We start from the raw sequence: 22,775 nt of genomic DNA, 5'->3' as shown, positions 1-22,775 counted from the left end.
TCCCGTGACGCCGCCGACCGTTGGTCCGTTGGTCACGTAGCGCGCCCCAAATGGGACGCGCTCACGGGAACGCGCCGGAACGCGACGCGCTCATGGACCGCGCCGACACCCGGCGTGCCCTGGAACGCGCCGATCCCGACGTGCCCTGGAACGCGCCGACACCCGACGCGCTCACGGACCGCGCCGATCCAGACGCCGTCCGGAACGCGCCGACACGCGACGCGCTCAGGAACGCGCCGACACCCGACGCGCTCACGGACCGCGCCGCAGCAGGGCGCGCTCCGGCAGGGCGCCGGGACGCGACGCGCTCACGGGGCACGTCGCACTACGACGCGCTCACGGGGCGCGCCGCATCAGTGCGCGTGACTCGTAGCGCGCCATGCCGGCGCGCGTGAATCGACGGCGCGGGGGAGGTTCGGGTGACACAGGACCTGTCCGGGAGCCATGAGGCGACACTGGACGAACCGACGGTGACCCTGCCGACCATTCAGCGGCAGGGCGGGGCGGAGGCCCGGGCGGAGTCCGTCCGTACCGATCCGCCGGAGAATCACGGTCCGGCGAACCATCCGCCCGGCAACCACGGTCCGCGTCCGCATCGGCCGTCGCCGTACCGGGATCGCGGGCGCAACAGCAAGATCCCGTCGCCGGCGCGGCCCGCCGGCGACGAGGATGCCGCCGACCGCGACGACAATGCGGCGCCGTTCGCGGGTGACGGCCGGGACAACGCCCCGCCCCTGGCGGGCGAGGGCGGCCGGGTCGCGAGCGAGCGGGCCCGCAACCAGGCGATGGACCGGCTCTGGTCGGCGCGGCCCAACCGGTCGGCCGCGGCCCGGTCCGCGACGCGGCCCTTCGTCCGGGTACGCGGCAAGCACGCGGCGATGTCGCGACGGCAGCGCTGGGAGCGCCGGTACGTCCGCATGCTGGTGGCCGGTGACCTGACGGCGGGGGTGGCCGCGGGCGCGGTGACGTTCGGGCTGCGCTTCGGTGACGAGGTGACGACGTACAACCGGTGGTATCTGCTGTTGTCGGCGTTGCTGCCGGTGGCGTTGCTCGCGGTGCTGGTGGTGAGCCGGGCGTACGAGCGCCGGTTCCTGTTCGTGGGCACCGACGAGTACCAGCGGGTGCTGCGCGGCGGGATCGGGCTGATCGCGAGCGCGGCCGTCGTCTCGTACGCGCTGGAACTTGATCTTGCGCGCTCCTACGTCCTGGCGGCGCTGCCGACGGCGATCGGCACCGCCGTGGTTCTGCGGTTCGCGATGCGTAAGCGGCTGCACATCGAGCGGGCGCGCGGGGAGAGCCTGCGCCGGGTCCTGGTCGTGGGGCACGAGCTGTCCGTCATCGGGATCACCCGGCAGCTGCGCCGTGAGCGGTACCACGGCCTCGAGGTGGTCGGCGCCTGCCTGCCGCCGGACCACGACGGCGTCATCGACTTGCCCGTGTACGGCACCTTCGACGACGTGGCCAACGCCGTGGACACCGCCGACGCGGACACCGTCGTGGTGCTGAGCTGCCCCGAGCTCGACGGTGTCGCGCTGCGCCGGCTGGCGTGGCGGCTGGAACGCGACGAGGTCGACCTGATCGTGGCGAGCGCGCTCATCGACGTCGCCGGGGCGCGGACCACGATCCGGCCCTTCGACGGGCTGCCGATGCTGCACGTCGAGCATCCGCGGCTGCACGGCGGCGCGCGCGTCGTCAAAGATCTCTTCGACCGGCTCGGCGCCCTGATCCTGCTGGTCGTGTTCGGTCCGGTGCTGTTGACCGTCGCACTCTGCGTCCGGTTGACTTCCCGCGGGCCGGTACTCTTTCGGCAGGTGCGGGTCGGGCGTGACGGGTCCGAGTTCCGCATCTTCAAGTTCCGCAGCATGTACGTCGACGCCGAGGCCCGGCTCGCCGAGCTCCGGCACCTCAACGAGCACGACGGTGTGCTCTTCAAAATCCGCGACGACCCGCGCGTCACCCCGGTCGGCCGGTGGCTGCGGCGGCTCTCGCTGGACGAGCTCCCGCAGCTGCTCAACGTCCTGCTGGGGCAGATGTCGCTGGTCGGCCCGCGACCGCCGCTGCCGTCGGAGGTCGCCGCCTACGCCGACGACGTGCGGCGCAGGCTGGCGGTCAAACCGGGCATGACCGGCCTCTGGCAGGTTTCCGGACGCTCGGACCTGCCGTGGGAGGAAGCGGTCAGGCTGGACCTGCGCTATGTGGAGAACTGGTCGCTGAGCTTGGATCTGATGATCCTTTTGCGGACCATGACCGCGGTGCTCCGGTCCTCGGGCGCGTACTGAATCCAAGGGAGAACGATGAGCGAGCAGACAGGGACGTCGGCGCGCATAGCGGGACAGCGTGAGCCCGAGACCGGCGGGACGCCGCCGGTCAACGACTCCGCCTTCGCGCGCTGGCTGGCGGACCGCGCCGGCCAGGTGCTGCTCCAGGTCCGCGAGGACATGGGGTACGCCGACGGCAAGGCGCTCAAGGCGGCGGGGGACAAGGCCGCCCATGACGTCCTGCGTACGGAGCTCGCCCGGTGGCGCCCCGCGGATGCCGTGCTGTCGGAGGAGGACGACCAGTCGCGGGTCGCGTGGCAGGACGGGGAGCCCTCCTCGATCCGGCCCGACCGCCTGGGCGCTTCCCGGGTCTGGATCGTCGACCCGCTCGACGGCACCCGCGAGTTCTCCGAGGAGGGCCGTACGGACTGGGCCGTGCACGTGGCGCTCTGGACCGCCGACTGCTCCAGCCCGAGCTGTCTCGCCGCCGGGGCGGTCGCGATGCCGGCCCGGCACCGGACCCTCGCGACCGACAAGGCTCCGGCGTACCCCCCGCTTCCCCTGACGGCCGCCACCGGCGGGCCGATCCGGATCGCGGCCAGCCGCACCCGGCCGCCGGCCTTCGTCACCGCGCTCGCCGAGGACCTCGGCGCCGAGCTGGTGCCGATGGGATCGGCCGGGGTGAAGATCGCCGCCGTGATCAACGGCGAGGCCGACGCGTACGTGCACGCGGGCGGCCAGTACGAGTGGGACAGCGCCGCGCCCGTCGCTGTGGCGTCGGCCACTGGACTGCACGCTTCCCGAATCGATGGAAGTGAGTTGGAATACAACCGGGCCGATCCGAAACTGCCCGACCTCGTGGTGTGTCGCAAGGATCTCGCTCCTCGGTTGCTTGCAGCGTTGCAGCGTCACCTCCCGCTAACCTGACCCTCTGCATCCGCTCCCGCTACGGACGTCGACCGCGGGCGAGAGCCAACACCGAAAGGTCTGCCGATCCTGTGAGCCAGGCGAAGCCCTATCGCGTATCGCATCTCGACGCGCTCGAGGCCGAAAGCATCTTCGTGATGCGTGAGGTCATGGCCGAGTTCGAACGGCCCGTCCTGCTGTTCTCCGGCGGCAAGGACTCCATCGTGATGCTGCGGCTGGCCGAGAAGGCGTTCGCGCCGGCCCGCATCCCGTTCCCGGTCATGCACGTCGACACCGGGCACAACTTCCCCGAGGTGCTGGAGTACCGCGACGCCCGCGTCACGGAGCTCGGCCTCAACCTGGTCGTCGCCAGCGTGCAGGAGGCGATCGACTCCGGCCTGGTCCGCGAGCTGCCCGACGGCACCCGCAACCGCATCCAGACCCCGGTGCTGCTCGCCGCGGTGGAGAAGTACCGCTTCGACGCCCTCTTCGGCGGCGCGCGCCGCGACGAGGAGAAGGCCCGGGCGAAGGAGCGGATGTTCAGCTTCCGCGACGAGTTCGGCCAGTGGGACCCGAAGAACCAGCGCCCCGAGCTGTGGTCGCTGTACAACGGCCGGCACCACCCGGGCGAGTCCATCCGCGTCTTCCCGCTCTCCAACTGGACCGAGCTGGACGTGTGGCACTACATCGCCAAGGAAGAGATCGCCCTGCCGAGCATCTACTACGCGCACGACCGCGAGGTCGTCGAACGCGACGGGATGTTCTACGCGGTCAACGAGTTCATCGTGCCCCGCGACGGCGAGGCGGTCGAGACGCGCCGGGTGCGCTACCGCACCGTCGGCGACGCGTCGCAGACCGCCGCCGTGCTCTCCGACGCCGACACCGTCGAGAAGGTCATCGACGAGGTGGCGGCCACCCGCATCACCGAGCGGGGCGCGACGCGCGGCGACGACAAGGTCAGCGAGGCGGCGATGGAAGACCGCAAGCGAGAGGGTTACTTCTGATGAGTCAGGCAGTGCTGGAGACCGAGGCAGCGGCTGCCCGGAACATGGACCTGCTGCGGTTCGCCACCGCGGGCAGCGTCGACGACGGCAAGTCGACCCTGATCGGCCGGCTGCTGTACGACACCAAGTCGCTCTTCTCCGACCAGCTCGAGGCGGTCGAGGCGGTCAGCGCCGCGCGCGGCGACGAGTACACCAACCTGGCGCTGCTCACCGACGGCCTGCGCGCCGAGCGGGAGCAGGGCATCACGATCGACGTGGCGTACCGCTACTTCGCCACGCCGCGGCGCAAGTTCATCATCGCGGACACCCCCGGGCACATCCAGTACACGCGCAACATGGTCACCGGCGCCTCCACCGCCGACCTGGCGCTGATCCTGGTCGACGCCCGCAAGGGTCTGGTGGAGCAGTCCCGCCGGCACGCGTTCCTCACGTCGCTGCTGCGGGTGCCGCACCTCGTGCTCTGCGTCAACAAGATGGACCTCGTCGGCTGGGACAAGGACGTCTACGACCGGATCGCCGACGAGTTCACCTCGTTCGCCGCGAAGCTGGACATCACCGACCTGACGATCATCCCGATCTCCGCGCTGGAGGGCGACAACATCGCCTCCCGCTCCGAGAAGAGCCCCTGGTACGAGGGCCCGTCGCTGCTGCACCACCTCGAGCACGTGCACATCGCCTCGGACCGCAACCTGGTCGACGTGCGCTTCCCGGTGCAGTACGTCATCCGCCCCCAGTCCACCACGGTCACCGACTACCGCGGGTACGCCGGCCAGGTCGCCTCGGGCGTGCTCAAGCCCGGCGACGACGTGATGGTGCTGCCCTCCGGCATGACCAGCAAGATCGCGGCGATCGACACCGCGGACGGCCCGGTCGGCGAGGCGTTTCCGCCCATGTCGGTGACGGTCCGGCTGACCGACGAGATCGACATCTCGCGCGGCGACATGATCTGCCGGCCGCACAACGCGCCGGCGGTCGCCCAGGACATCGAGGCGATGATCTGCTGGATGGACGAGACGGCCCCGCTGCGCGTCGGCGGCAAGTACGCGATCAAGCACACCACGCGTACGGCCCGCACGGTCGTCCGCGGCCTGCAGTACAAGCTCGACGTGAACACCCTGCACCGCGACGAGGACGCCCCGCAGCTCGGGCTCAACGAGATCGGCCGGGTCAAGCTGCGCACCACGGTGCCGCTGCTCGCCGACGAGTACCGCCGCAACCGCACCACCGGCGGCTTCATCCTCATCGACGAGACGACCAACCGCACGGTCGGCGCCGGCATGATCATCGAGGCCGGCTGAGCGGGATCCGCGCCGGCTGAGCGGCGCTGCCGCGGCCGGGTGTGAACGACCAGGCGGGGCTCGTCCGGTGCGCCGGGCGGGCCCCGCATGCTGTCGGGTTCCGGCCCAGGCGGTCCGGGCGATGTGGCGTGCCGGATCGTTTCGTGGGACGGCGGCGGCGGGACGACGACGCGAGGGTGACCATGGGCGGGCTACGGTAGGCCCGGACGGTCCCGCGGGTGCGGGCCGGTGGCTGAACGAGGGGGCGAGGCCGGTGCCGCCGGGCTTGAAGGACGTGGCCGCGCGTGCCGGCGTGTCCATCAAGACCGTGTCGAACGTGGTCAACGGGTATGTGCACGTCTCGCCCGAGACGCGGGCCCGGGTGCAGCAGGCCATCGACGCCCTGGGGTACATCCCGAACGTCGCCGCGCGGCAGCTGCGCAGCGGGCGGTCCGGGGTGATCGCGCTGGCCGTGCCCGAGCTGCAGTCGCCGTACTTCGCCGAGCTGGCCGGGCTGATCGTGCAGGCCGCGGAGCGGCGGTCCTGGACGGTGCTCATCGATCAGACCGACGGGCACGCCGACCGGGAACGCAACCTGGTGGCGGGCCTGCGCCGGCACGCCATCGACGGTCTGATCTTCAGCCCGCTGGCGCTGGCGGGTGAGGAGCTGTCCACCACCGGGGACACGCCGATGGTGCTGCTGGGCGAGCGGATCTGGCACGGGCCGGCCGACCACGTGGCCATCGACAGCACCGCCGCGGCCATGGAGGCGACCCGGCACCTGGCGGGACTGGGGCGGCGGCGGATCGCGGCGATCGGGGCACAGAGCAGGCCGTCCGCGGTCACCGCGCATCAGCGGCTCGCCGGCTACCGGGCGGCGCTGGCCGAGGCGGGGCTCCCGGAGGATCCGCGGCTGATCGCCGAGGTGGAGAGCTTCCACCGGGTCGACGGCGCGGCCGCGATGGCGGCGCTGCTGGACGGGCCCGAGCCGCCCGACGCGGTGTTCTGCTTCAACGACGTGCTGGCGCTGGGCGCGCTGCGGACGTTGCTGGAGCGCGGGCTGAGCGTGCCGGGGGATGTGGCGATCGCCGGGTTCGACGACATCGAGGACGGGCGGTTCAGCACGCCCACGCTGACCACCATCGCACCGGACACCGCGGAGATCGCCCGGCTGGCCGTGGACCTGCTCGCGGAGCGGCTTGGCGAGGCGAAGCCCGAGGGCGACGATTCCGGGACGCCGCCGCGGGAGCTGCGGGTGTCCTACGAGTTGAAGGCGCGCGAGAGCACGCTGGGGCGCTGAGCAAACCGGCCGACGGGTAGCAGCGGCATTCGGGAAAACGGCTGGGCGCAACCCGGACACCCGGGCAGAAACCGTCCCCACCTGCGGGTCCGCGAGGTAACGCCGCCGTATCGAGATCTTTACAACGATGGTTCCAACGTTGTAAAACCTGTGAGACGGCACACACCGGTGCGACGGGAGTGATACGTGATCACCGCGAGACTGACGCTTGACCCGGCCTTCGCCGTGGGTGAGGTGGACCCCCGGCTGTTCGGTTCCTTCGTGGAGCACATGGGCCGCTGCGTCTATACCGGCATCTTCGAGCCGGGCCATCCCGCCGCCGACGCCGACGGGCTGCGGACCGACGTCCTGGAGCTGGTCCGGGAGCTGGGCGTCAGCCTGGTGCGCTACCCCGGCGGGAACTTCGTGTCGAACTACCGCTGGGAGGACGGGGTCGGTCCGGTGGGCGACCGGCCGCGCCGGCTGGACCTCGCCTGGCGGTCGCTGGAGAGCAACGCGTTCGGCCTCAACGAGTTCATGCGCTGGGCCGGGCAGGCGCAGGTGGCGCCGATGATGGCGGTCAACCTGGGTACGCGGGGAGTGCCCGAGGCCGCCGAGCTGGTCGAGTACTGCAACCTCTCCGACGGGACCGCCGCCGCCGACCTGCGCCGCAAGCACGGCGTCGCGCAGCCGCACGACATCCGGCTGTGGTGCCTGGGCAACGAGATGGACGGGCCCTGGCAGATCGGCAACCTCACCGCCCGCGAGTACGGCCGCCTCGCCGCGCGCGCCGGGCACGCCATGCGCCGCGTCGACCCGTCGATCGAGCTGGTCGCCTGCGGCAGCTCCAACGCCGACATGCCCACCTTCGCGGCGTGGGAGGCCACGGTGCTGGAAGAGGCGTACGACCAGGTCGACTATCTGTCCCTGCACACCTACTACGACCCGGCGAAGCACGACGAGTCGAGTTTCCGGGCCTCCGCGGTGGACCTGGACGGGTTCGTCGACGACATCATCGCCACCGCCGACCACGTACGCGCCAAGCTGCGCCGCGGCAAGCGCATCAACCTGGCGCTGGACGAGTGGAACGTCTGGTACCAGTCGCAGTTCACCGAGCCGGAGGACCGCGGCATCGAGGACCTGCCGGCGCTGATCGAGGACGACTACACGGTCACCGACGCGATGGTGGTCGGCAATCTGCTGATCAGCATGCTGCGGCACGCCGACCGGCTGAAGATCGGCTGCCAGGCGCAGCTGGTCAACATCATCGCCCCGATCCGGACCCGGGCCGGCGGCCCCGCCTGGCGGCAGACGATCTTCCACCCGTTCGCGCACACCGCGCGGCTGGCCCGCGGGACCGTGCTGCGGGCCGCCCTGACCGGCCCGACGATGGCCACCGGACGCTTCGGGGACGTGCCCGCGGTCGACGCCGTCGCCACGCGCGACGAGGCGAGCGGCGAGCTGACGATCTTCGCCGTGAACCGGGGCACCGAGGCCGTCCCGCTCGAGCTCGACCTGCGCGCGTTCCCCGGGCTGCGGGCCGGCGAGCACATCGCGCTCGCCGAGACCGACCCGTCCATCGTGAACACCGCTGCTGCGCCTGATCGCGTCCGTGCCCGTACCGAAGAAATGCCCGCCCTCGACGGCGGGCGAGCGACCGTCCTCCTGCCTCCCGTCTCCTGGCACGCGCTCCGCTTCACCTCCGAGGAGAAACCGTGAAACCACACCTGACCCGCCGCGGCCTGCTCGGGCTCGGCGTCGGCGCCGGCGGCGCCGTCCTGCTCGGCGCCTGCGGCGACGACGGCCCCAACCCGGTCGTCGGCGGCGGCCGGAACGCTCAGCCGGCGGCGACGAACTACACCGGGCCGAACGTGGCCCTGACCTTCTGGAACGGCTTCACCGGCGGCGACGGCCCGGTGATGAAGGCCCTGGTGGACCGCTTCAACAGCGAGAACCCCAACATCAAGGTCACGATGAACGTGTACGAGTGGGCCGACTACTACCAGAAGGTCCCCGCCGCGGTGTCCACGGGCAACGGCCCGGACCTGGGCATCATGCACGTCGAGCAGGTCGCCACGAACGCCGCGCGCGGTGTCGTCCTGCCGCTCGACGACGTGGCGGCCTCGCTGCAGCTGAAGGAGGAGGACTTCTCCCCGCCGGTGTGGCGGGCCGGGGTCTACAACAACAAGCGGTACGCGATCCCGCTCGACGTGCACCCGCTGGGCATGTTCTACAACAAGGCGGTGCTGGAGAAGGCCGGTCTCGACCCGGACAACCCGCCGAAGACCAAGGACGACTACATGAAGGCCCTCGACGCGCTCAAGAGCAAGGGCGTGCAGGGGCACTGGGCGACGCCGTTCCCGTTCACCGGCACCATGCAGTTCGAGTCGCTGACCTGGCAGTTCGGCGGGCAGCTGTTCGACGAGCAGGCCACCAAGCCGCTGTTCGCCGAGGCGCCCGGCGTGCAGGCGCTGACCTGGCTCACCGACCTGGTGAAGAACGGCTACAGCCCGAAGAACGTCGCCCAGGACGCCGACCTCATCGCCCTGCAGAACGGCAAGGCCGCGTTCAACTGGAACGGCATCTGGACGATCAACACGCTCAAGGGCGTCAAGGGCCTGACCTGGGGCGTCAGCGCGCTGCCGACGATCGGCACGCAGCCGGCCGCCTGGGCCGGGTCGCACAACTTCGTGCAGTTCAAGCAGCGCACGCCGGATGCGAACAAGCTGCAGGCCGGCAAGGTCTTCATCAACTTCATCAGCAAGAACTCGATCGAGTGGGCCAAGGGCGGCCAGGTGCCGGCCCGCAAGGAGATCCGCGAGGGCGCCGAGTTCAAGGGCCTCGCGGAGCAGGCGGCGATCGGCTCGCAGATCGACAACCTGCACTTCCCGCCCTCGGTGCCGGGCATCCCGGACGCGATGGCCACCATCGACACCGCCATCAACGAGGCGATCCTGCTGCGCAAGGAGCCCGGCAAGGCGCTCGCCGACGCCGCGGCCAAGGCGAGCCAGATCCTGGAGCAGAACCGCAAGAAGTACGGCAGCTGATCAGCCATGGTGGACGTGCTGGAAGAGGCCACCACCGCAACCTCGGCGCCCGTGGCGGCGGCGCCGAGGCGGGGGCCCGGCCTGACCCCGTACCTGTTCCTGACGCCGTACGCGCTGCTGTTCGTCACGTTCACGCTGGCGCCGGCGGCGTACGGGCTGTGGATCAGCCTGCACGACTGGGACTACCTGCTGCCCGGCAAGCCGTTCGTGGGGCTGGACAACTACCAGGCGTTGTTCAGCAGCACCTCGCCGGTGTTCGACTTCTTCTGGCAGAGCATGCAGGCCACCGGCATCTTCACGGTGTTCAGCGTGCCGCTGCTGGTGGTCGTCCCGCTCGGCATCGCGCTGATCCTCAACCGCTCGTTCAAGGGCCGTACGGTGTTCCGCGCGGTGTACTTCGCGCCGTACGTGCTGGGCGTCGCGGTCATCGGCGTGCTGTGGCGCTTCCTGCTGGACCCGAACCTCGGCGCGGTGAACTCGCTGCTCGGCGCGGCCGGCCTGCCCGACTCCACCGCGTGGACGACCGGCCTGCCGTGGGCGTGGGTGTCCCTGGTCGGTGTCACGGTGTGGTGGACGCTGGGCTTCAACGCGGTCATCTACATCGCCGGGCTGCAGGACATCCCGCGCGAGCTGTACGACGCGGCCAAGGTGGACGGCGCCGGCCGCTGGGCGGAGTTCCGCCACGTCACGCTGCCCGGGCTGCGGCCGGTGCTGCTGTTCGTCGTGATCAACACGATCCTGGCGTCGAGCAACATGTTCGGCCAGGCGTACCTGATCACCCAGGGCGCGCCGGGCGTGGAGACCCGTACGGCGATCATGTACATCGCCGACGAGGGCCTGCGCGGCTACCGGATGGGCAGCGCCGCCGCGATGAGCTACCTGCTCACGCTGGCCCTGCTGCTGATCAGCATGGTCACGTTCCGTCTCTTCCGGACGAAGGACTGAGGGCATGGGCCGAGTCAGAGGGATCGCCTGGTACACGATGCTGAGCGGGCTCAGCCTGATCTTCATCGCGCCGGTCGTGTGGATGCTCGTCACCTCGTTCAAGACCCCGGACGAGGCGACCCGGGTGCCGCCGACGCTGGTGCCGCAGGACCCGACGACCAGCGCGTACGAAACGATCTTCAACGGCGGGTCGCAGACGCCGGTGCTGCGCTGGTTCCTCAACAGCCTGCTCGCGGCGACCGGTCAGGCGCTGCTCGTGCTCGCGGTGGCGTCGATGGCCGCGTACGCGCTGGCCCGCATGGAGTTCCGCGGCAAGAAGGTCATCTTCGCGCTGATCATCGCCACGATGTTCGTCCCGTCGTTCGTGCTGATCATCCCGAACTTCCTCATGGTGGACCGGCTGGGCTGGCTGGACAGCCTGTGGGCGCTGATCATCCCCGGGGCGGCCAGCGCGTTCGGCGTGTTCTTCCTGCGCCAGTTCTTCCAGTCGCTGCCGCGCGAGCTGGAGGAGGCGGCCGTGCTCGAGGGCGCCAACTCCTGGCAGATCTTCACCAAGGTGATCCTGCCGCTGTCCAAGCCGGCCCTGGCCACGCTCGCGGTGATCGCGTTCCTGACCAACTGGAACGACTTCATCTGGCCGGTCTACGTGCTGTTCAGCCCGGGGAACTTCACGCTGCCGCCGGGCCTGGCCATCCTGCAGGGCGCGTACACGATCAACTATCCGGTGATCATGGCCGGCGCGGCCGTCGCCAGCATCCCGGTGCTGATCCTGTTCGTGGCCGCGCAGCGCTACATCATCGAGGGCGTCTCCCGGTCCGGACTGAAAGGCTGACCCATGCGACGGCTCACGGCCGCGGTTGCGGCAGCGCTCATCCTTCTCACCCCGGCCGCCGCGCGGGCCGGCTCGGCACAGCACAACCCGGTGTCCGCGAGCTTCGCGGACACGTTCGCCGACCCGATGGTCGTCCGCGGCGACGACGGTTTCTGGTACGCGTACGGCACCACCGACCCGCTGCGCGAGGGCGAGAAGGTCGCGCACCGGATCCCGACCGCGCGCTCGAAGGACCTCAAGCGCTGGACGTACGTGGGTGACGCGTTCGCGGCCGGCCAGCGTCCCGCGTTCGCCGCCGAGAACACCGCGTTCTGGGCGCCGGACGTGCGCAAGGTCGGCAACCACTGGGTCATGTACGTGACCGTCACCGAGACCACCGTCGCGCCCGGCACCTCGGCGATCGGCGCCGCCACCGCGCCCAGCCCGACCGGCCCGTGGACCTTCGTGGACACTCCGGTCGTCGCACCCCGGCCCAGCGGCGACGGCGGCTGGCTGTGGACGTTCGACCCGGCGCAGCTCGTCACCCCGGACGGCCGCAAGTTCCTCTACTACGGCAGCTACTTCGGCGGCATCTGGGTGAGCGAGCTGACCGCGGACGGGCTACGGACCGTCGGCACGGCGACGCGCGTGGCGATCGACAACAAGTTCGAGGGCGCGTACGTGGTCCGGCGCAACGGCTGGTACTACCTGTTCGCCTCGTCGGCCAACTGCTGCGCCGGGCCCACCACCGGCTACTCGGTGTCGGCGGGACGATCGCGGGACCCGCGCGGGCCGTTCGTGGACAAGCTCGGGCAGTCGCTGAACGTGTCCCGGGCCGGCGGCACCCCGGTCATCGCGCCGAACGGTAACCGCTGGGTCGGCACCGGCCACAACGGGCTGGTCACCGACGCGCGGGGGCAGGACTGGCTGGTCTACCACGCGATCGACCGCAACGACCCGTACCTGGACGAGCCGTTCGGCATCAACGAGCGGCCCATGCTGATCGACCGGCTGACCTGGATCGGCGGCTGGCCGCAGGTCCGGGCGGGGGCGTGGGCCTCCGACGGGCGCGACTCCGGGACGGCCCGTGAGCCGCGGCCGGGCCGTCCGCTGCCCGCCTACTCCGACGAGTTCCGCACGTCGGCGCCCGGTTGGAGCTGGGTGCGGCCGGACCCCGCGGTGACGATCTCCGAAGGGCAGCTGCGCTGGCCGGTGCAGAACGCCGACCTGACCGGCACGTCCAACAACGCCGGCGTGCTGCTGCGCACCCCGCCGCCGGGCAGCTGGATCGCCGAGACGAAGCTGACGCTGCCGCTGGGCGAGGACACCGTGCGCAACTACCAGCAGGCGGGGCTGATCGCGTACGCCGGGGACGACCGGTTCGCCCGGCTCTCGGCGGTGGCCATCTGGAACACCCGCCAGGTCGAGTTCGGCCACGAGATCCCGTACGCCGGCGCCACCTCGTACGGCGGGACCATCGCCGGCACCCCGGGCCTGACCACCACCTGGCTGCGTCTGGCCCACCACGTCGACCCGCTCGACGGCGAGCACGAGTACCGCGCCGGGGTCAGCCGGGACGGGCGCACCTGGACCTGGGGCGGGGTGTGGACGCTGCCCGCGGACACCACGCCGCGGGTCGGCCTCGTCGCCCACGGCGGCGCGAGCCCCGCGGTCACGGCCTCCTTCGACTACCTGCGGTTCAGCCGGTGGTGAGAATCGGTGCAGTGCTGGCGTCTGTGGTCCTCCTGGCCGGGTGCAGCGGCCAGGAGGACCCCCCGAGAGCGGAGCCCGTCGTGAAGACCTTCACCAACCCCGTCTTCCAGGAGAACTTCCCCGACCCGGGCGCGATCCTGGCGGGCGGCACCTGGTACGCCTACGGCACCAACAACGCGACGCAGAACGTGCCGATCCTGACCTCGCCCGACCTGGTCACGTGGACGCCGGCCGGCGACGCGCTGCCGGAGGTCGGCAAGTGGGCCGAACGCGGCAACACGTGGGCGCCCGAGGTCATCGCCGGGGACGGCGGCTACCTGCTCTATTACACGGCCCGGTCCACCGCGACCGATCGGCAGTGCATCGGGGTGGCGTACGCGAAGACGCCCGAGGGCCCGTTCGCCGACGACAGCGCGGAACCGCTGATCTGCCAGGCCGGCGAAGGCGGCTCGATCGACGCCAGCCCGTACCGCGACCTCGGGGGAAGCCTCTACCTCTACTGGAAGAACGACGGCAACGCGATCGGGCAGTCCACGTACCTGTACGGCAGCCGGCTGAGCGACGACGGGCGCAAGCTGACCGGGAAGACCGTGCGGCTGCTCGTCAACGACGCGGCCTGGGAGAACCACGTCATCGAGGCGCCGCAGATGGTCGCCCACGACGGCAAGCTGTACCTGTTCTACTCGGCCAACGCGTTCGACAAGGACGTGTACGCGATGGGCTACGCCGAGTGCGACGGCCCGCTCGGCCCGTGCCGCAAGGCGGCCGAGAACCCGATCCTCAAGACGTCACCGGCGGCCGCGGGACCGGGGCACAGTTTCCTCGTGACCACCCCGGCCGGCGAGACGTGGCTGCTTTACCACGCCTGGCCGCCCGACGCGATCGGCAGCGTCGCACCCGGCCGGCAGCTCTGGCTCGACCGGGTGGACTGGGCCGGCGGCCGGCCCATGGTGCAGGGGCCGACCGCGGACCCGCAGCCCGTGCCGCGTTAGCGCTCGTCGTCGCCGGTGGTCGCGTCCTCGATCGCGTGGCTGATCGCGCCGGTGATGTCGCCCGCCGGCACCGCGATGGCCTCGCCGTCGACGTCGTCGCCGCGCTCGGACCGGGTGTCGGGCTCGGGCGCGGTGGCGCCGCCGGAGAAGCCGTACTCGTTCGGCCGGTGCTCTTCCGATGCGTCTGTCATGCCCTGCGCTTACCCGGCGAAGCGGGCGGATATGCGCCGTCAGAGCCGGCGGGCGCCCGGACCGGGCACGGCCGACCAGGTGGTCGGCGCGGTGAACCCGCGGACCGCGTACGCCCGCTCGACGGCGACCGTGGTGGCGTCGGCCCGCTCGGCGTCGATGAGCGCCAGCACGCACCCGCCGAAGCCGCCGCCGGTCATCCGGGCCCCGTACGCGCCCGCCGCCAGCGCCGCCTCCACCGCCACATCCACCTCGGCGACGGTGATCTCGAAGTCCTCGCGCATGGAGGCGTGCGAGGCGGTCATCAGCGGCCCGATCTCGCGGATCCGGCCGGAGCGCAGCAGCGCCACCGTGTCGAGCACCCGCTGGTTCTCGGTGACGATGTGGCGCACCCGGCGGCGCATCACCTCGTCGTCCAGCTTCGCCAGCGCCGCGTCCAGCCCATCGGTGGGAACGTCGCGCAGCGCCGGGACGCCGAGGATCCGCGCCGCCTCCTCGCAGGACTTGCGGCGGGCGCCGTACTCGCCGTCGACGTGCCGGTGCGGCGCGTTGCTGTTGATGATCAGGATGGCCAGCCCCTCGGCGGCCAGGTCGAACGGGATCTGCTCGACCTCCAGCGAGCGGCAGTCCAGGAACAGCGCCCGCCCCTGCTCGCAGCGGATGGAGGCGGACTGGTCCATGATCCCGGTCGGCGCGCCCACGTAGACGTTCTCGGCGCGCTGGGCGAGCGCGGGCCGCTGCGCCACGGGCAGGTCCAGGCCGCCCAGGTCGGCCAGCGCGGTCAGGACCGCCGACTCCAGCGCGGCCGAGGAGGAGACGCCGGCGCCGACGGGCACGTCGGAGGCGAGCGCGATGCGCGCCGGCGGCACCTCGAAGCCCGCCTCCCGCAGCGCCCAGACGACGCCCGCCACGTACGCCGCCCAGTCCTCGACCTCGCCCGGCTCCGCCGACGTGAACGTCACCGGCTCCCGGGCGAAGTCGGAGCAGACGGTCCAGCCCGGCTCCTCCTGCACCGCCGCGGCGGCCACCACCTGCTGTGGCAGTGCGAACGGCAGCACGAAGCCGTCGTTGTAATCGGTGTGCTCGCCGATCAGGTTGACCCGGCCGGGCGCCGCCCACAGGCCGGTGGGCTCGCTGCCGAAGGTGGACTCGAAGGCCGCTGCGGCCGAGGACGCGACAGTCATGGTGATGATCAGATCACGCGACGTGGGTGCGGTAGAACTCCCAGGCATCGCCGATCATCTCCGGCAGCGCCGGCTTCTCGGGCACCCAGCCGAGCTCGTCGCGGGCGCGCTGCGAGGAGGCCACCAGCGTGGCCGGGTCGCCCTCGCGCCGCGGCGCGATCTCGACGGGCAGCTCGGCGCCGGTGACCTCGCGGGCGGCCTCGACCACCTCGCGGTTCGAGAACCCGTTGCCGTTGCCCAGGTTGTAGATCTTGTGCTCGCCGCCGGCCGCGCCGTCGATCGCCAGCAGGTGGGCCCGGGCCAGGTCCTGGACGTGGATGTAGTCGCGGACACAGGTGCCGTCGGCCGTCGGGTAGTCGTCGCCGAAGAGCTGCAGCTTCTCCCGCTTGCCCGCGGCGACCTGCAACGTGATCGGGATGAGGTGGGTCTCCGGGTCGTGCCGCTCGCCGACGGAGCCGTCCTCGCGGATCAGGGCGCCGGCCACGTTGAAGTAGCGCAGCGAGACCGCGGCCAGCCCGTGCGCGAACGCCTCTGAGGTCAGCGCGTAGTCGAAGCTCAGCTTCGTGGCGCCGTACGTGTTGGTGGGGGCCTTCGCGGCCTCCTCCGTGATCGGCAGCTCGGTGGGGTTGCCGTAGACGGCGGCCGTCGACGAGAAGACGAACCGCGGCACCCGGGCCGCGCGGACGGCCTCCAGCAGCGCGAGCGACCGGCGCACGTTGTGGTCCCAGTAGAGCTCGGGCTTGAGCATCGACTCGCCGGCCTGGATCAGGCCCGCGAAGTGCAGCACCGCGTCGAAGCCCGCGTCCGGGGTCAGCACCGAGGCCGCGTCTGCGATGTCGGCCTGCACGAAGGTCGCGCCCGGGGCGACCGCTTCCCGGAAGCCGCTGCTGAGGTTGTCCAGGACGACGACCTCGTGACCGGCGTCGAGCAGCAGGCGGCTGGTGACGCTGCCGATGTATCCCGCGCCCCCGGTGACCAGAAGTTTCACCACACGACCTTTCGTAGCGGACGAACCACCGTCCAGGGTTCCCCAAGAACGCTCATAAGTCAACACGTTCGAACATTGCCGAAGGGCGGGACAGGCGTTTGACGGGCATGGCGGCGGAACTGACACAATGGCGCTCATGTCCGACGCCGATCGCCGCCCCCGGGTGCTCTCCGGCATCCAGCCGACCGCCGACTCCTTCCACCTCGGAAACTATCTCGGCGCGGTCCGCAACTGGGTGGCCATGCAGGAGACGGCGGACGCTTTCTACTGCGTCGTCGACCTGCACGCGATCACGGCCGGGCACGACCCCGTGGCGCTGCGGAACCGGACCCGGCTGTCGGTGGCCCAGCTGCTCGCCCTCGGGCTCGACCCGGAGCGCTGCACGCTGTTCGTCCAGTCGCACGTGCCCGAGCACGCCCAGCTGGCCTGGGTGCTCAGCTGCATCACCGGCTTCGGCGAGGCCGGGCGCATGGTCCAGTTCAAGGACAAGTCGGCGAAGCAGGGCTCCGACACCACCAGCGTCGGCCTCTTCACGTACCCGATCCTGCAGGCCGCCGACATCCTGCTCTACCAGGCCGACGCCGTGCCGGTGGGCGAGGACCAGCGCCAGCACCTCGAGCTCACCCGGGACCTGGCGCAGCGGTTCAACACCCGGTTCGGGCCGACGTTCACCGTCCCGTCGCCGTACATCGTGCGCGACACCGCGAAGATCACCGACCTGCAGGACCCGACCTCGAAGATGAGCAAGTCGGCGTCCTCGCCGAACGGCATCATCGAGCTGCTCGAGGAGCCCGCCCGGTCGGCGAAGAAGATCAAGTCGGCGGTGACCGACACCGGCCGCGAGATCCTCTACGACGAGGAGAACAAGCCCGGCATCAGCAACCTGCTCACCATCTACGCGGCGCTCACCGGGCGGACCATAGACGAGCTGCTCGAGCAGTACGACGGCCGCGGCTACGGCGACCTCAAGAAGGACCTCGCCGAGATCGTGGTGGAGTTCGTCAAGCCGATCCAGGACCGCACCCGCACGTTCCTCGAGGACCCGGGCTACCTCGACAAGGTGCTGGCCATCGGCGCGGACAAGGCGCGGGCCGTCTCGGCGGTCACGCTCGCCCAGGCGTACCAGAACATCGGGTTCCTCAGCCCGTCCCGCGGAGCCTGACACCGGTGGCGCAGACCGACGCGGCCACCACCCGGATCGGGGTCGCGATCGACGTCCCGCCGCCGTGGGGCGCCGACCTCACCCGGCGCCGGCACGAGGCGGGCGACCCGCAGGCGGCGTACACGCCGGCGCACGTCACGCTGCTGGGGCCGACCGAGGTCGCCAGCGCGGACCTGCCCGGCATCGAGCGGCAGCTGGAGGAGATCGCCGCGGCGCAGCAGCCGTTCACCATCCACCTGCGCGGCACCGGCACGTTCCGGCCGGTCACCGAGGTCGTGTTCGTGACCCTCGCGGTCGGCATCAGCGAGTGCGAGATGCTCGCCGCGGCCATCGCCGGCGCCGACGGGGTGCACCGCGACGCGAGGTTCCCGTACCACCCGCACGTGACCGTCGCCCAGGACGTGCCGAGCGCCGCCCTCGACGCGGTCTTCGACGACCTCGCCGACTTCGACGCGCGCTTCGACGTGCCGGCGTTCACGCTGTTCTCGCACGACCTCTCGGCCGGCGGCGAAGGGCCCTGGCAGCGCCGCCGCGATTACAAGCTCGGTGGTTAGCTCTAGATCCCGCGTCCTTTGGGTACGGTCTCCCGCGTGAACGCCATCGACCGGGCGTACGCGGCGGTCGAAGCGCGGATCATGGCCCTGCGGCACCGCTCCCGGTACTTCGACCACTTCTGCCGGGCGGCGCTGCGTTATGACGAGGTGCTGGGCGGACGTCTCGCCGCGGCCATCGCCTACTACGGGTTCTTCGCCGTCTTCGCGCTGGCGCTGATCGGCTACTCGGTCTTCGGCGTCCTCATCGACAACAACGTCCGGCTCTTCGAGATCGTGCAGGACTTCCTCGACGAGAACCTGCCCTTCCTCGACGTGGCCGCCATCCTGGACAGCGGCCGTACGGTCGGCATCGTGGGCATCGTCGGCCTCATCTTCACCGGCATCGGCTGGGTCGAGGCGATCCGCTCGTCGCAGCGGCTGATCTGGCGGCTCAACGAGCAGCCCGGCTACTTCGGCCTGCGCCAGGCCGTCGACCTGCTCGTGCTGCTCGGCATCCTGCTGCTGCTCATCGTCTCCGTCGGCGCCGTGTACGGGCTCGAGTCGCTGCTCGACTGGATCTCCGACGGCCGGGCCAACCTGCTGCTGTCGATCATCAGCACCGTGCTCACGATCGGGATCAACATGCTGCTGGCGGCCGCGCTGCTCGCCGCGGTGCCCCGGCTGCGGATGACGGCCCGGCGAATGGCTCCGCCCGTGCTGCAGGTCGGCATCGGGATCTACCTGCTGAACACCGTGGGCAAGTCGTTCGTCGGGCTGATCCAGCGCAACCCCGCGTACGGCCTGGTCGCCAGCGCCGTCGGGCTGCTGGTCTACCTCTATGTCTTCAACCAGATCCTGCTCTTCGGGGCGGCGTGGGCCGCGACCAGCCCGCACGGCCGGGTCGTCGACCTGTCAGCTGACGATAAAACTGCCCCAGTGGGGCAAAATACCTGGATTCGGCACCACCGCCCGGAATGATGAGCGGCGTGGGCACACTCGTGACGCTGCATCTGCCGCCGGACTCGCCGGTGGCGAACCTGCCGTGGATCATCACCATCGGTGCGCTCGGCGACGACGAGGAGTGGGAGCCGCTGGTCTGCGGCCCGTACGAGCGCCCGCACGCGCTCGCGCTCGCCCAGGCCGTGGTCGCCGACGAGGACCTCATGGCCGTGGTCGAGCCGCTGCTCCCGCTGGCCGACGCGGAGGCGATCCGCAACGAGGTCGCGCTGGCCAAGTCCGGCGCGCCGCACGACGCCAGCACCGACGACCTCGAGGCGCAGACGTTCGACCGGGACCGGCCGCGCCGGACGACCCCCGGCCGGCCGCCGACCGAGGCCGAGGTCCGCGCCGGGTTCGCCCGCATCGCCGAGAAGCTGACCTCAGCGGGTTAGCAGCGCCCGGACGCCACTGAGGAACGTCTCCTTGTCCGGCGAGCCGACGAGCTGGCGCTGCGTCGCGTAGGCCGGGATGAAACCGAACAGGGTGGCCGCCACCGCCTCCGGGTCGGCGCCCGCGGCCACCTCGCCGCGCGCCGCCGCCCGCTTCGCGATGACCAGGAACGGCATGCGCAGCTCCAGGTAGCGCTCGCGGACGATGGCCGCGATGGCCGGATCGAGCGTCGCCTCGCTCCACACCTGGATCGCCAGCGGGAAGTTGCCGCCCGGGGCGACCTGCTCGTCGATGACGTCCAGGACCCGGGAGAGGGAGCCGACGAGGGTCAGGTCGTCCTCCGCGGCTATCTCAGTCAGGACCGCGGCCAGCCCGCCGGCCACGGTCTGCGAGATCGCGTTGATGATCTCGTCCTTCGACTTGAAGTAGCGGTAGACCGCACCGACGGAGAGCCCGGCCTCCTGGATCAAGTCCTGCATGGAGGTGTTGCGCAGGCCGTTGCGCAGGAAGCAGGTACGGGCCGCGGCGAGGATCTGCTCGCGGCGGGCGGTCAGGTGCTCTTCGGAGACGCGTGGCACGCCCGCGGCCGGCCAGCTCGCCGCGCGGCTGACCCAGGCGCGCCCGGGCGCCTTCGACGTCCGGATCGTCGCCGACCCGGACGCGGCCATCCGCGACCGCGAGGTCTACGGCGCGATCGTCCTCGGCGCCGACGGGCCCGCCCTGCACGTCGCCTCCGCCGCGAGCCCGACGGTGGCCACGCTGCTCACCCAGGCGGCCGCTGAGCTGGGGCAGGGGCGCGCCGTCCCGGTCGTCGACGTGGTGCCCACCTCCTCCGGCGACCCGCGCGGTGCCGGTTTCGGCGCGGGGTTCCTTCCGATGGCCATCACCGGCCTGCTCGCCGGGGTCCTGACGTTCCTGCTCGTGAAGCGGCCCGGCGCGCGGCTGGCCGGGCTCGGCGCGTTCGCGGTGCTGGCCGGGTTCGCCGGGGCCGCCGTGCAGCAGTACTGGCTCGGCGTCGTGCCCGGCGACTATCTGGTCAACGCCGGGGTGCTGGCGCTGTTCGCGCTCGCGGTGTCGGCCGCGGTGGCCGGGCTCGGCGCGGTGGCCGGCCGGGCCGGTGCGGCCCTGGGCGCCGCGACCTTCTTCCTCGTCGGTAACGCGCTCTCGGCCGTCGCCTCGGCGCCGGAGCTGCTGCCGCAGCCGTGGGGGGCCGTCGGGCAGTTCCTGCCGGTCGGCGCGGGTGCCACGCTGCTGCGCTCGGTGGCGTACTTCGACGGTCACGGTGGCGCGACCGCGGCGTGGGTGCTGTCCGCGTACGCCGTCGTGGGTCTGATCCTGGTCGCCGCCGGCCGGCGCGAAACGGTCCGGGCCACGACGGCGGTCGCGCAAGCCGGGCCGCGGCGGGAAGCGGTGCTCGCCGGATGAGCGCGCGGGGGCGGTCCGGACGGGCCGCCCCCGCGGCGCATACTTCTTCCCGTGGTGCTCTCCCGGCGGTGGTCCGCCTTCCTGATCGCGGTCGGTGTCTGGACCTGGTTCATCTGGCCGCGCTTCGGCCTGGCGATCTGGAACGACGACCGCTCCTTCGCCGGCGGGCGCCCGACGTCCTTCCTCGTGGTCCACGCCGTGCTCATCGCCGCGTCGCTCGCCATCGGCACGACGGTCGGCGTGCTCGGCGTCCGGGGCTGGCGGGCCGGGAGCCGCAAGACATCGATTGCCGAAGATTCTGTGGTCACAGGGGCCGGTCGGCCGAAAGATTAACGGTGGGTTTCGCGATATTCGGGCAATTCCGTCGCTTCGTCACCTGAAGCGGCGTTCGGGTCCGGACGCGGTTGCGGCCAGGTAACGGTGCGCCAACAGTCCGGGCCGATTTCCTGCCGACGCCGTGGCCTGCGGCTACGCTCCCGACCTGAGACGCGCCGCGAAGTGCGGGTGCGCTGTGGAAGGAGGGCGTGTTGCGCCCAGTACGTGGGAACCGAATCGTTGCGATTCTCGCGGCGGGTGGGCTGACGCTCGCCGCCGCGGCCTGTGGCGACGCCCCTGCCGAGACCCCGAGCGGCTCGGGCGCGAGCGCCGCCGCGACATACAAGGCGTGCATGGTCACCGACACCGGTGGCATCGACGACCGGTCCTTCAACGCCTCGGCGTGGGCCGGCATGCAGGCCGCCAAGGAGGCCCAGAGCAACGTCGAGCCGAAGTACGTGGCGTCGACGGCCGAGGCCGACTACGAGCCCAACCTGCGCCAGTTCGTGACGCAGAAGTGCAACTTCATCCTCGCGGTCGGCGGCCTCATGGGTGACGCCACCAAGAAGGTCGCGGCGGAGAACACCAGCCAGCAGTTCGGCATCGTCGACAGCAGCATCCAGGGCGCGACCAACGTGTTCCCGATGCAGTTCGCCACCGACGAGGCCGCGTTCCTGGCCGGTTACCTCGCCGCGGGCTACTCGAAGTCCGGCAAGGTGGCCACGTACGGCGGCCTGAAGATCCCGCCGGTCACCGTCTTCATGGACGGCTTCGCCGACGGCGTGAAGTACTACAACGAGCAGAAGAAGAAGAACGTGCAGGTGCTCGGCTGGGACAAGGCCAAGCAGAACGGCACCTTCGCGGAGAACTTCGGCGACCAGAGCAAGGGCAAGTCGATCACCAACACGTTCGTCGCCCAGGGCGCCGACGTGATCATGCCGGTGGCCGGCGGCACGGGCCTGGGCACCGCGGACGTCGCCAAGGCGTCCAACGGCAAGGTCTCCGTCATCTGGGTCGACCAGGACGGCTGCAAGAGCGCCGAGCAGTACTGCGACGTCTTCCTGACCACCGTCGTCAAGAACATCACCGACGCCGTGGAGCAGGCCGTGGCCGACGGCGCGCAGGGCAAGCCGCTCGCCGCCAGCCCGGGCTACCTGGGCAAGCTGGAGAACAACGGCGTGTCCATCGCGCCGTACAACAAGTTCGACAGCAAGGTCGATGCGACCCTCAAGTCGGAGGTCGACCAGCTCAAGCAGGACATCATCGCGGGCAAGGTCAAGGTCGAGTCGGCGAACGCGCCGAAGTGACCCGCCGCTGACGTCAGCGTTCCGGCCGCCGCGCGGCCGCGGGGAAGACCC

The 22,775-nt window shown here is 71.2% G+C and carries 22 protein-coding genes; 18 read left to right on the top strand and 4 right to left on the bottom strand.

Annotated elements, in window-relative coordinates; all coding sequences use genetic code 11:
• Window positions 1–419 precede the first annotated feature (419 nt).
• The 11 genes from AB0K03_RS12820 (at window position 420) to AB0K03_RS12770 (ending at window position 14,232) form a co-directional block, all read left to right on the top strand.
• Window positions 420–2,279 (top strand): sugar transferase, encoded by a 1,860-nt coding sequence (locus AB0K03_RS12820; protein ID WP_364683701.1) that lies wholly within the window; start codon window positions 420–422, stop codon window positions 2,277–2,279.
• 15 nt (window positions 2,280–2,294) lie between these two features.
• Window positions 2,295–3,185: a 3'(2'),5'-bisphosphate nucleotidase CysQ gene (locus AB0K03_RS12815; protein WP_364683699.1), complete on the top strand. Its 891-nt coding sequence runs from the start codon at window positions 2,295–2,297 to the stop codon at window positions 3,183–3,185.
• Window positions 3,186–3,256: 71 nt separating this feature from the next.
• Window positions 3,257–4,168, top strand: a complete 912-nt coding sequence (cysD, locus tag AB0K03_RS12810) for a sulfate adenylyltransferase subunit CysD (protein WP_364683697.1) — start codon at window positions 3,257–3,259, stop codon at window positions 4,166–4,168.
• Window positions 4,168–5,466, top strand: coding sequence for a sulfate adenylyltransferase subunit CysN (gene cysN / locus AB0K03_RS12805; RefSeq protein WP_364683695.1), 1,299 nt, complete (start codon window positions 4,168–4,170; stop codon window positions 5,464–5,466). Before cysD ends, cysN begins: the two co-directional genes overlap by 1 nt.
• 253 nt (window positions 5,467–5,719) lie before the next feature.
• Entirely contained in the window at window positions 5,720–6,745 is a 1,026-nt protein-coding gene (locus tag AB0K03_RS12800) for a LacI family DNA-binding transcriptional regulator (protein WP_364683693.1), read from the top strand.
• Between the two features lie 186 nt (window positions 6,746–6,931).
• Window positions 6,932–8,443 (top strand): alpha-N-arabinofuranosidase, encoded by a 1,512-nt coding sequence (locus tag AB0K03_RS12795; RefSeq protein WP_364683691.1) that lies wholly within the window; start codon window positions 6,932–6,934, stop codon window positions 8,441–8,443.
• Window positions 8,440–9,771, top strand: a complete 1,332-nt coding sequence (locus AB0K03_RS12790; protein ID WP_364683689.1) for an ABC transporter substrate-binding protein — start codon at window positions 8,440–8,442, stop codon at window positions 9,769–9,771. Before AB0K03_RS12795 ends, AB0K03_RS12790 begins: the two co-directional genes overlap by 4 nt.
• Before the next feature lie 6 nt (window positions 9,772–9,777).
• A complete protein-coding gene (locus AB0K03_RS12785; protein WP_364683687.1) occupies window positions 9,778–10,716 on the top strand; it encodes a sugar ABC transporter permease in 939 nt (312 codons plus the stop codon).
• 4 nt (window positions 10,717–10,720) lie between these two features.
• Window positions 10,721–11,548 carry a carbohydrate ABC transporter permease gene (locus tag AB0K03_RS12780; protein ID WP_364683685.1) on the top strand — a complete coding sequence of 276 codons (828 nt, stop codon included), beginning with the start codon at window positions 10,721–10,723 and terminating at the stop codon, window positions 11,546–11,548.
• A gap of 3 nt (window positions 11,549–11,551) precedes the next feature.
• A complete protein-coding gene (locus AB0K03_RS12775) occupies window positions 11,552–13,240 on the top strand; it encodes a family 43 glycosylhydrolase (RefSeq protein ID WP_364683683.1) in 1,689 nt (562 codons plus the stop codon).
• Between the two features lie 80 nt (window positions 13,241–13,320).
• A complete protein-coding gene (locus AB0K03_RS12770) occupies window positions 13,321–14,232 on the top strand; it encodes a glycoside hydrolase family 43 protein (RefSeq protein ID WP_364683681.1) in 912 nt (303 codons plus the stop codon).
• Here AB0K03_RS12770 and AB0K03_RS12765 read toward each other — a convergent pair.
• The 3 genes from AB0K03_RS12765 to galE are packed head-to-tail and all read right to left on the bottom strand — an operon-like array spanning window position 14,229 to window position 16,593.
• Entirely contained in the window at window positions 14,229–14,423 is a 195-nt protein-coding gene (locus tag AB0K03_RS12765; protein ID WP_364683679.1) for a hypothetical protein, read from the bottom strand. The two genes, AB0K03_RS12770 and AB0K03_RS12765, sit on opposite strands and share 4 nt — an antisense overlap.
• A 39-nt stretch (window positions 14,424–14,462) precedes the next feature.
• On the bottom strand, window positions 14,463–15,605 hold the full coding sequence (gene galK / locus AB0K03_RS12760) for a galactokinase (protein ID WP_364683677.1): 1,143 nt from the start codon (window positions 15,603–15,605) through the stop codon (window positions 14,463–14,465).
• 13 nt (window positions 15,606–15,618) lie between these two features.
• Window positions 15,619–16,593, bottom strand: coding sequence for a UDP-glucose 4-epimerase GalE (gene galE, locus AB0K03_RS12755; RefSeq protein WP_364683675.1), 975 nt, complete (start codon window positions 16,591–16,593; stop codon window positions 15,619–15,621).
• Window positions 16,594–16,729: 136 nt separating this feature from the next.
• Here galE and trpS point away from each other — a divergent pair, with 136 nt between their 5' ends.
• Genes trpS through AB0K03_RS12735 form a run of 4 tightly spaced genes read left to right on the top strand, consistent with a single transcriptional unit; the run spans window position 16,730 to window position 19,679 of the window.
• Window positions 16,730–17,755 (top strand): tryptophan--tRNA ligase, encoded by a 1,026-nt coding sequence (gene trpS, locus AB0K03_RS12750; RefSeq protein ID WP_364683673.1) that lies wholly within the window; start codon window positions 16,730–16,732, stop codon window positions 17,753–17,755.
• 5 nt (window positions 17,756–17,760) lie between these two features.
• Window positions 17,761–18,309, top strand: coding sequence for a 2'-5' RNA ligase family protein (locus tag AB0K03_RS12745; RefSeq protein ID WP_364683671.1), 549 nt, complete (start codon window positions 17,761–17,763; stop codon window positions 18,307–18,309).
• A 36-nt stretch (window positions 18,310–18,345) separates the two neighbouring features.
• Complete coding sequence (locus AB0K03_RS12740; RefSeq protein WP_364683669.1) at window positions 18,346–19,266, top strand: YihY/virulence factor BrkB family protein; 921 nt, start codon at window positions 18,346–18,348, stop codon at window positions 19,264–19,266.
• Window positions 19,267–19,274: 8 nt separating this feature from the next.
• Complete coding sequence (locus AB0K03_RS12735) at window positions 19,275–19,679, top strand: hypothetical protein (protein WP_364683668.1); 405 nt, start codon at window positions 19,275–19,277, stop codon at window positions 19,677–19,679.
• Here the strand turns inward: AB0K03_RS12735 and AB0K03_RS12730 are convergent.
• On the bottom strand, window positions 19,668–20,156 hold the full coding sequence (locus AB0K03_RS12730; RefSeq protein ID WP_364683666.1) for a TetR/AcrR family transcriptional regulator: 489 nt from the start codon (window positions 20,154–20,156) through the stop codon (window positions 19,668–19,670). The two genes, AB0K03_RS12735 and AB0K03_RS12730, sit on opposite strands and share 12 nt — an antisense overlap.
• Here AB0K03_RS12730 and AB0K03_RS12725 point away from each other — a divergent pair.
• From AB0K03_RS12725 to AB0K03_RS12715, 3 genes are all read left to right on the top strand, one after another.
• Entirely contained in the window at window positions 20,155–21,102 is a 948-nt protein-coding gene (locus tag AB0K03_RS12725; protein WP_364683664.1) for a hypothetical protein, read from the top strand. The two genes, AB0K03_RS12730 and AB0K03_RS12725, sit on opposite strands and share 2 nt — an antisense overlap.
• A 51-nt stretch (window positions 21,103–21,153) precedes the next feature.
• Complete coding sequence (locus tag AB0K03_RS12720) at window positions 21,154–21,435, top strand: SCO4848 family membrane protein (protein ID WP_364683662.1); 282 nt, start codon at window positions 21,154–21,156, stop codon at window positions 21,433–21,435.
• A 194-nt stretch (window positions 21,436–21,629) separates the two neighbouring features.
• Window positions 21,630–22,724, top strand: a complete 1,095-nt coding sequence (locus AB0K03_RS12715; RefSeq protein ID WP_364683660.1) for a BMP family ABC transporter substrate-binding protein — start codon at window positions 21,630–21,632, stop codon at window positions 22,722–22,724.
• Window positions 22,725–22,775: the final 51 nt, after the last annotated feature.

Origin of the sequence: Actinoplanes sp. NPDC049316 (assembly GCF_040677315.1) — a bacterium.
Taxonomy (GTDB): domain Bacteria; phylum Actinomycetota; class Actinomycetes; order Mycobacteriales; family Micromonosporaceae; genus Actinoplanes.
Note: the sequence above shows the minus strand (reverse complement) of the source record. Positions and strands in the feature narration are given on the sequence as shown.

Coding starts and splice junctions, on each gene's coding strand:
- AB0K03_RS12815 (WP_364683699.1), top strand. CDS start 2,295: ATGAGCGAGCAGACAGGGACGTCGGCGCGCATAGCGGGACAGCGTGAG.
- cysN (WP_364683695.1), top strand. CDS start 4,168: ATGAGTCAGGCAGTGCTGGAGACCGAGGCAGCGGCTGCCCGGAACATG.
- AB0K03_RS12785 (WP_364683687.1), top strand. CDS start 9,778: ATGGTGGACGTGCTGGAAGAGGCCACCACCGCAACCTCGGCGCCCGTG.
- AB0K03_RS12780 (WP_364683685.1), top strand. CDS start 10,721: ATGGGCCGAGTCAGAGGGATCGCCTGGTACACGATGCTGAGCGGGCTC.
- AB0K03_RS12775 (WP_364683683.1), top strand. CDS start 11,552: ATGCGACGGCTCACGGCCGCGGTTGCGGCAGCGCTCATCCTTCTCACC.
- AB0K03_RS12765 (WP_364683679.1), bottom strand. CDS start 14,423: ATGACAGACGCATCGGAAGAGCACCGGCCGAACGAGTACGGCTTCTCC.
- galK (WP_364683677.1), bottom strand. CDS start 15,605: ATGACTGTCGCGTCCTCGGCCGCAGCGGCCTTCGAGTCCACCTTCGGC.
- trpS (WP_364683673.1), top strand. CDS start 16,730: ATGTCCGACGCCGATCGCCGCCCCCGGGTGCTCTCCGGCATCCAGCCG.
- AB0K03_RS12725 (WP_364683664.1), top strand. CDS start 20,155: ATGGAGGTGTTGCGCAGGCCGTTGCGCAGGAAGCAGGTACGGGCCGCG.
- AB0K03_RS12730 (WP_364683666.1), bottom strand. CDS start 20,156: ATGCAGGACTTGATCCAGGAGGCCGGGCTCTCCGTCGGTGCGGTCTAC.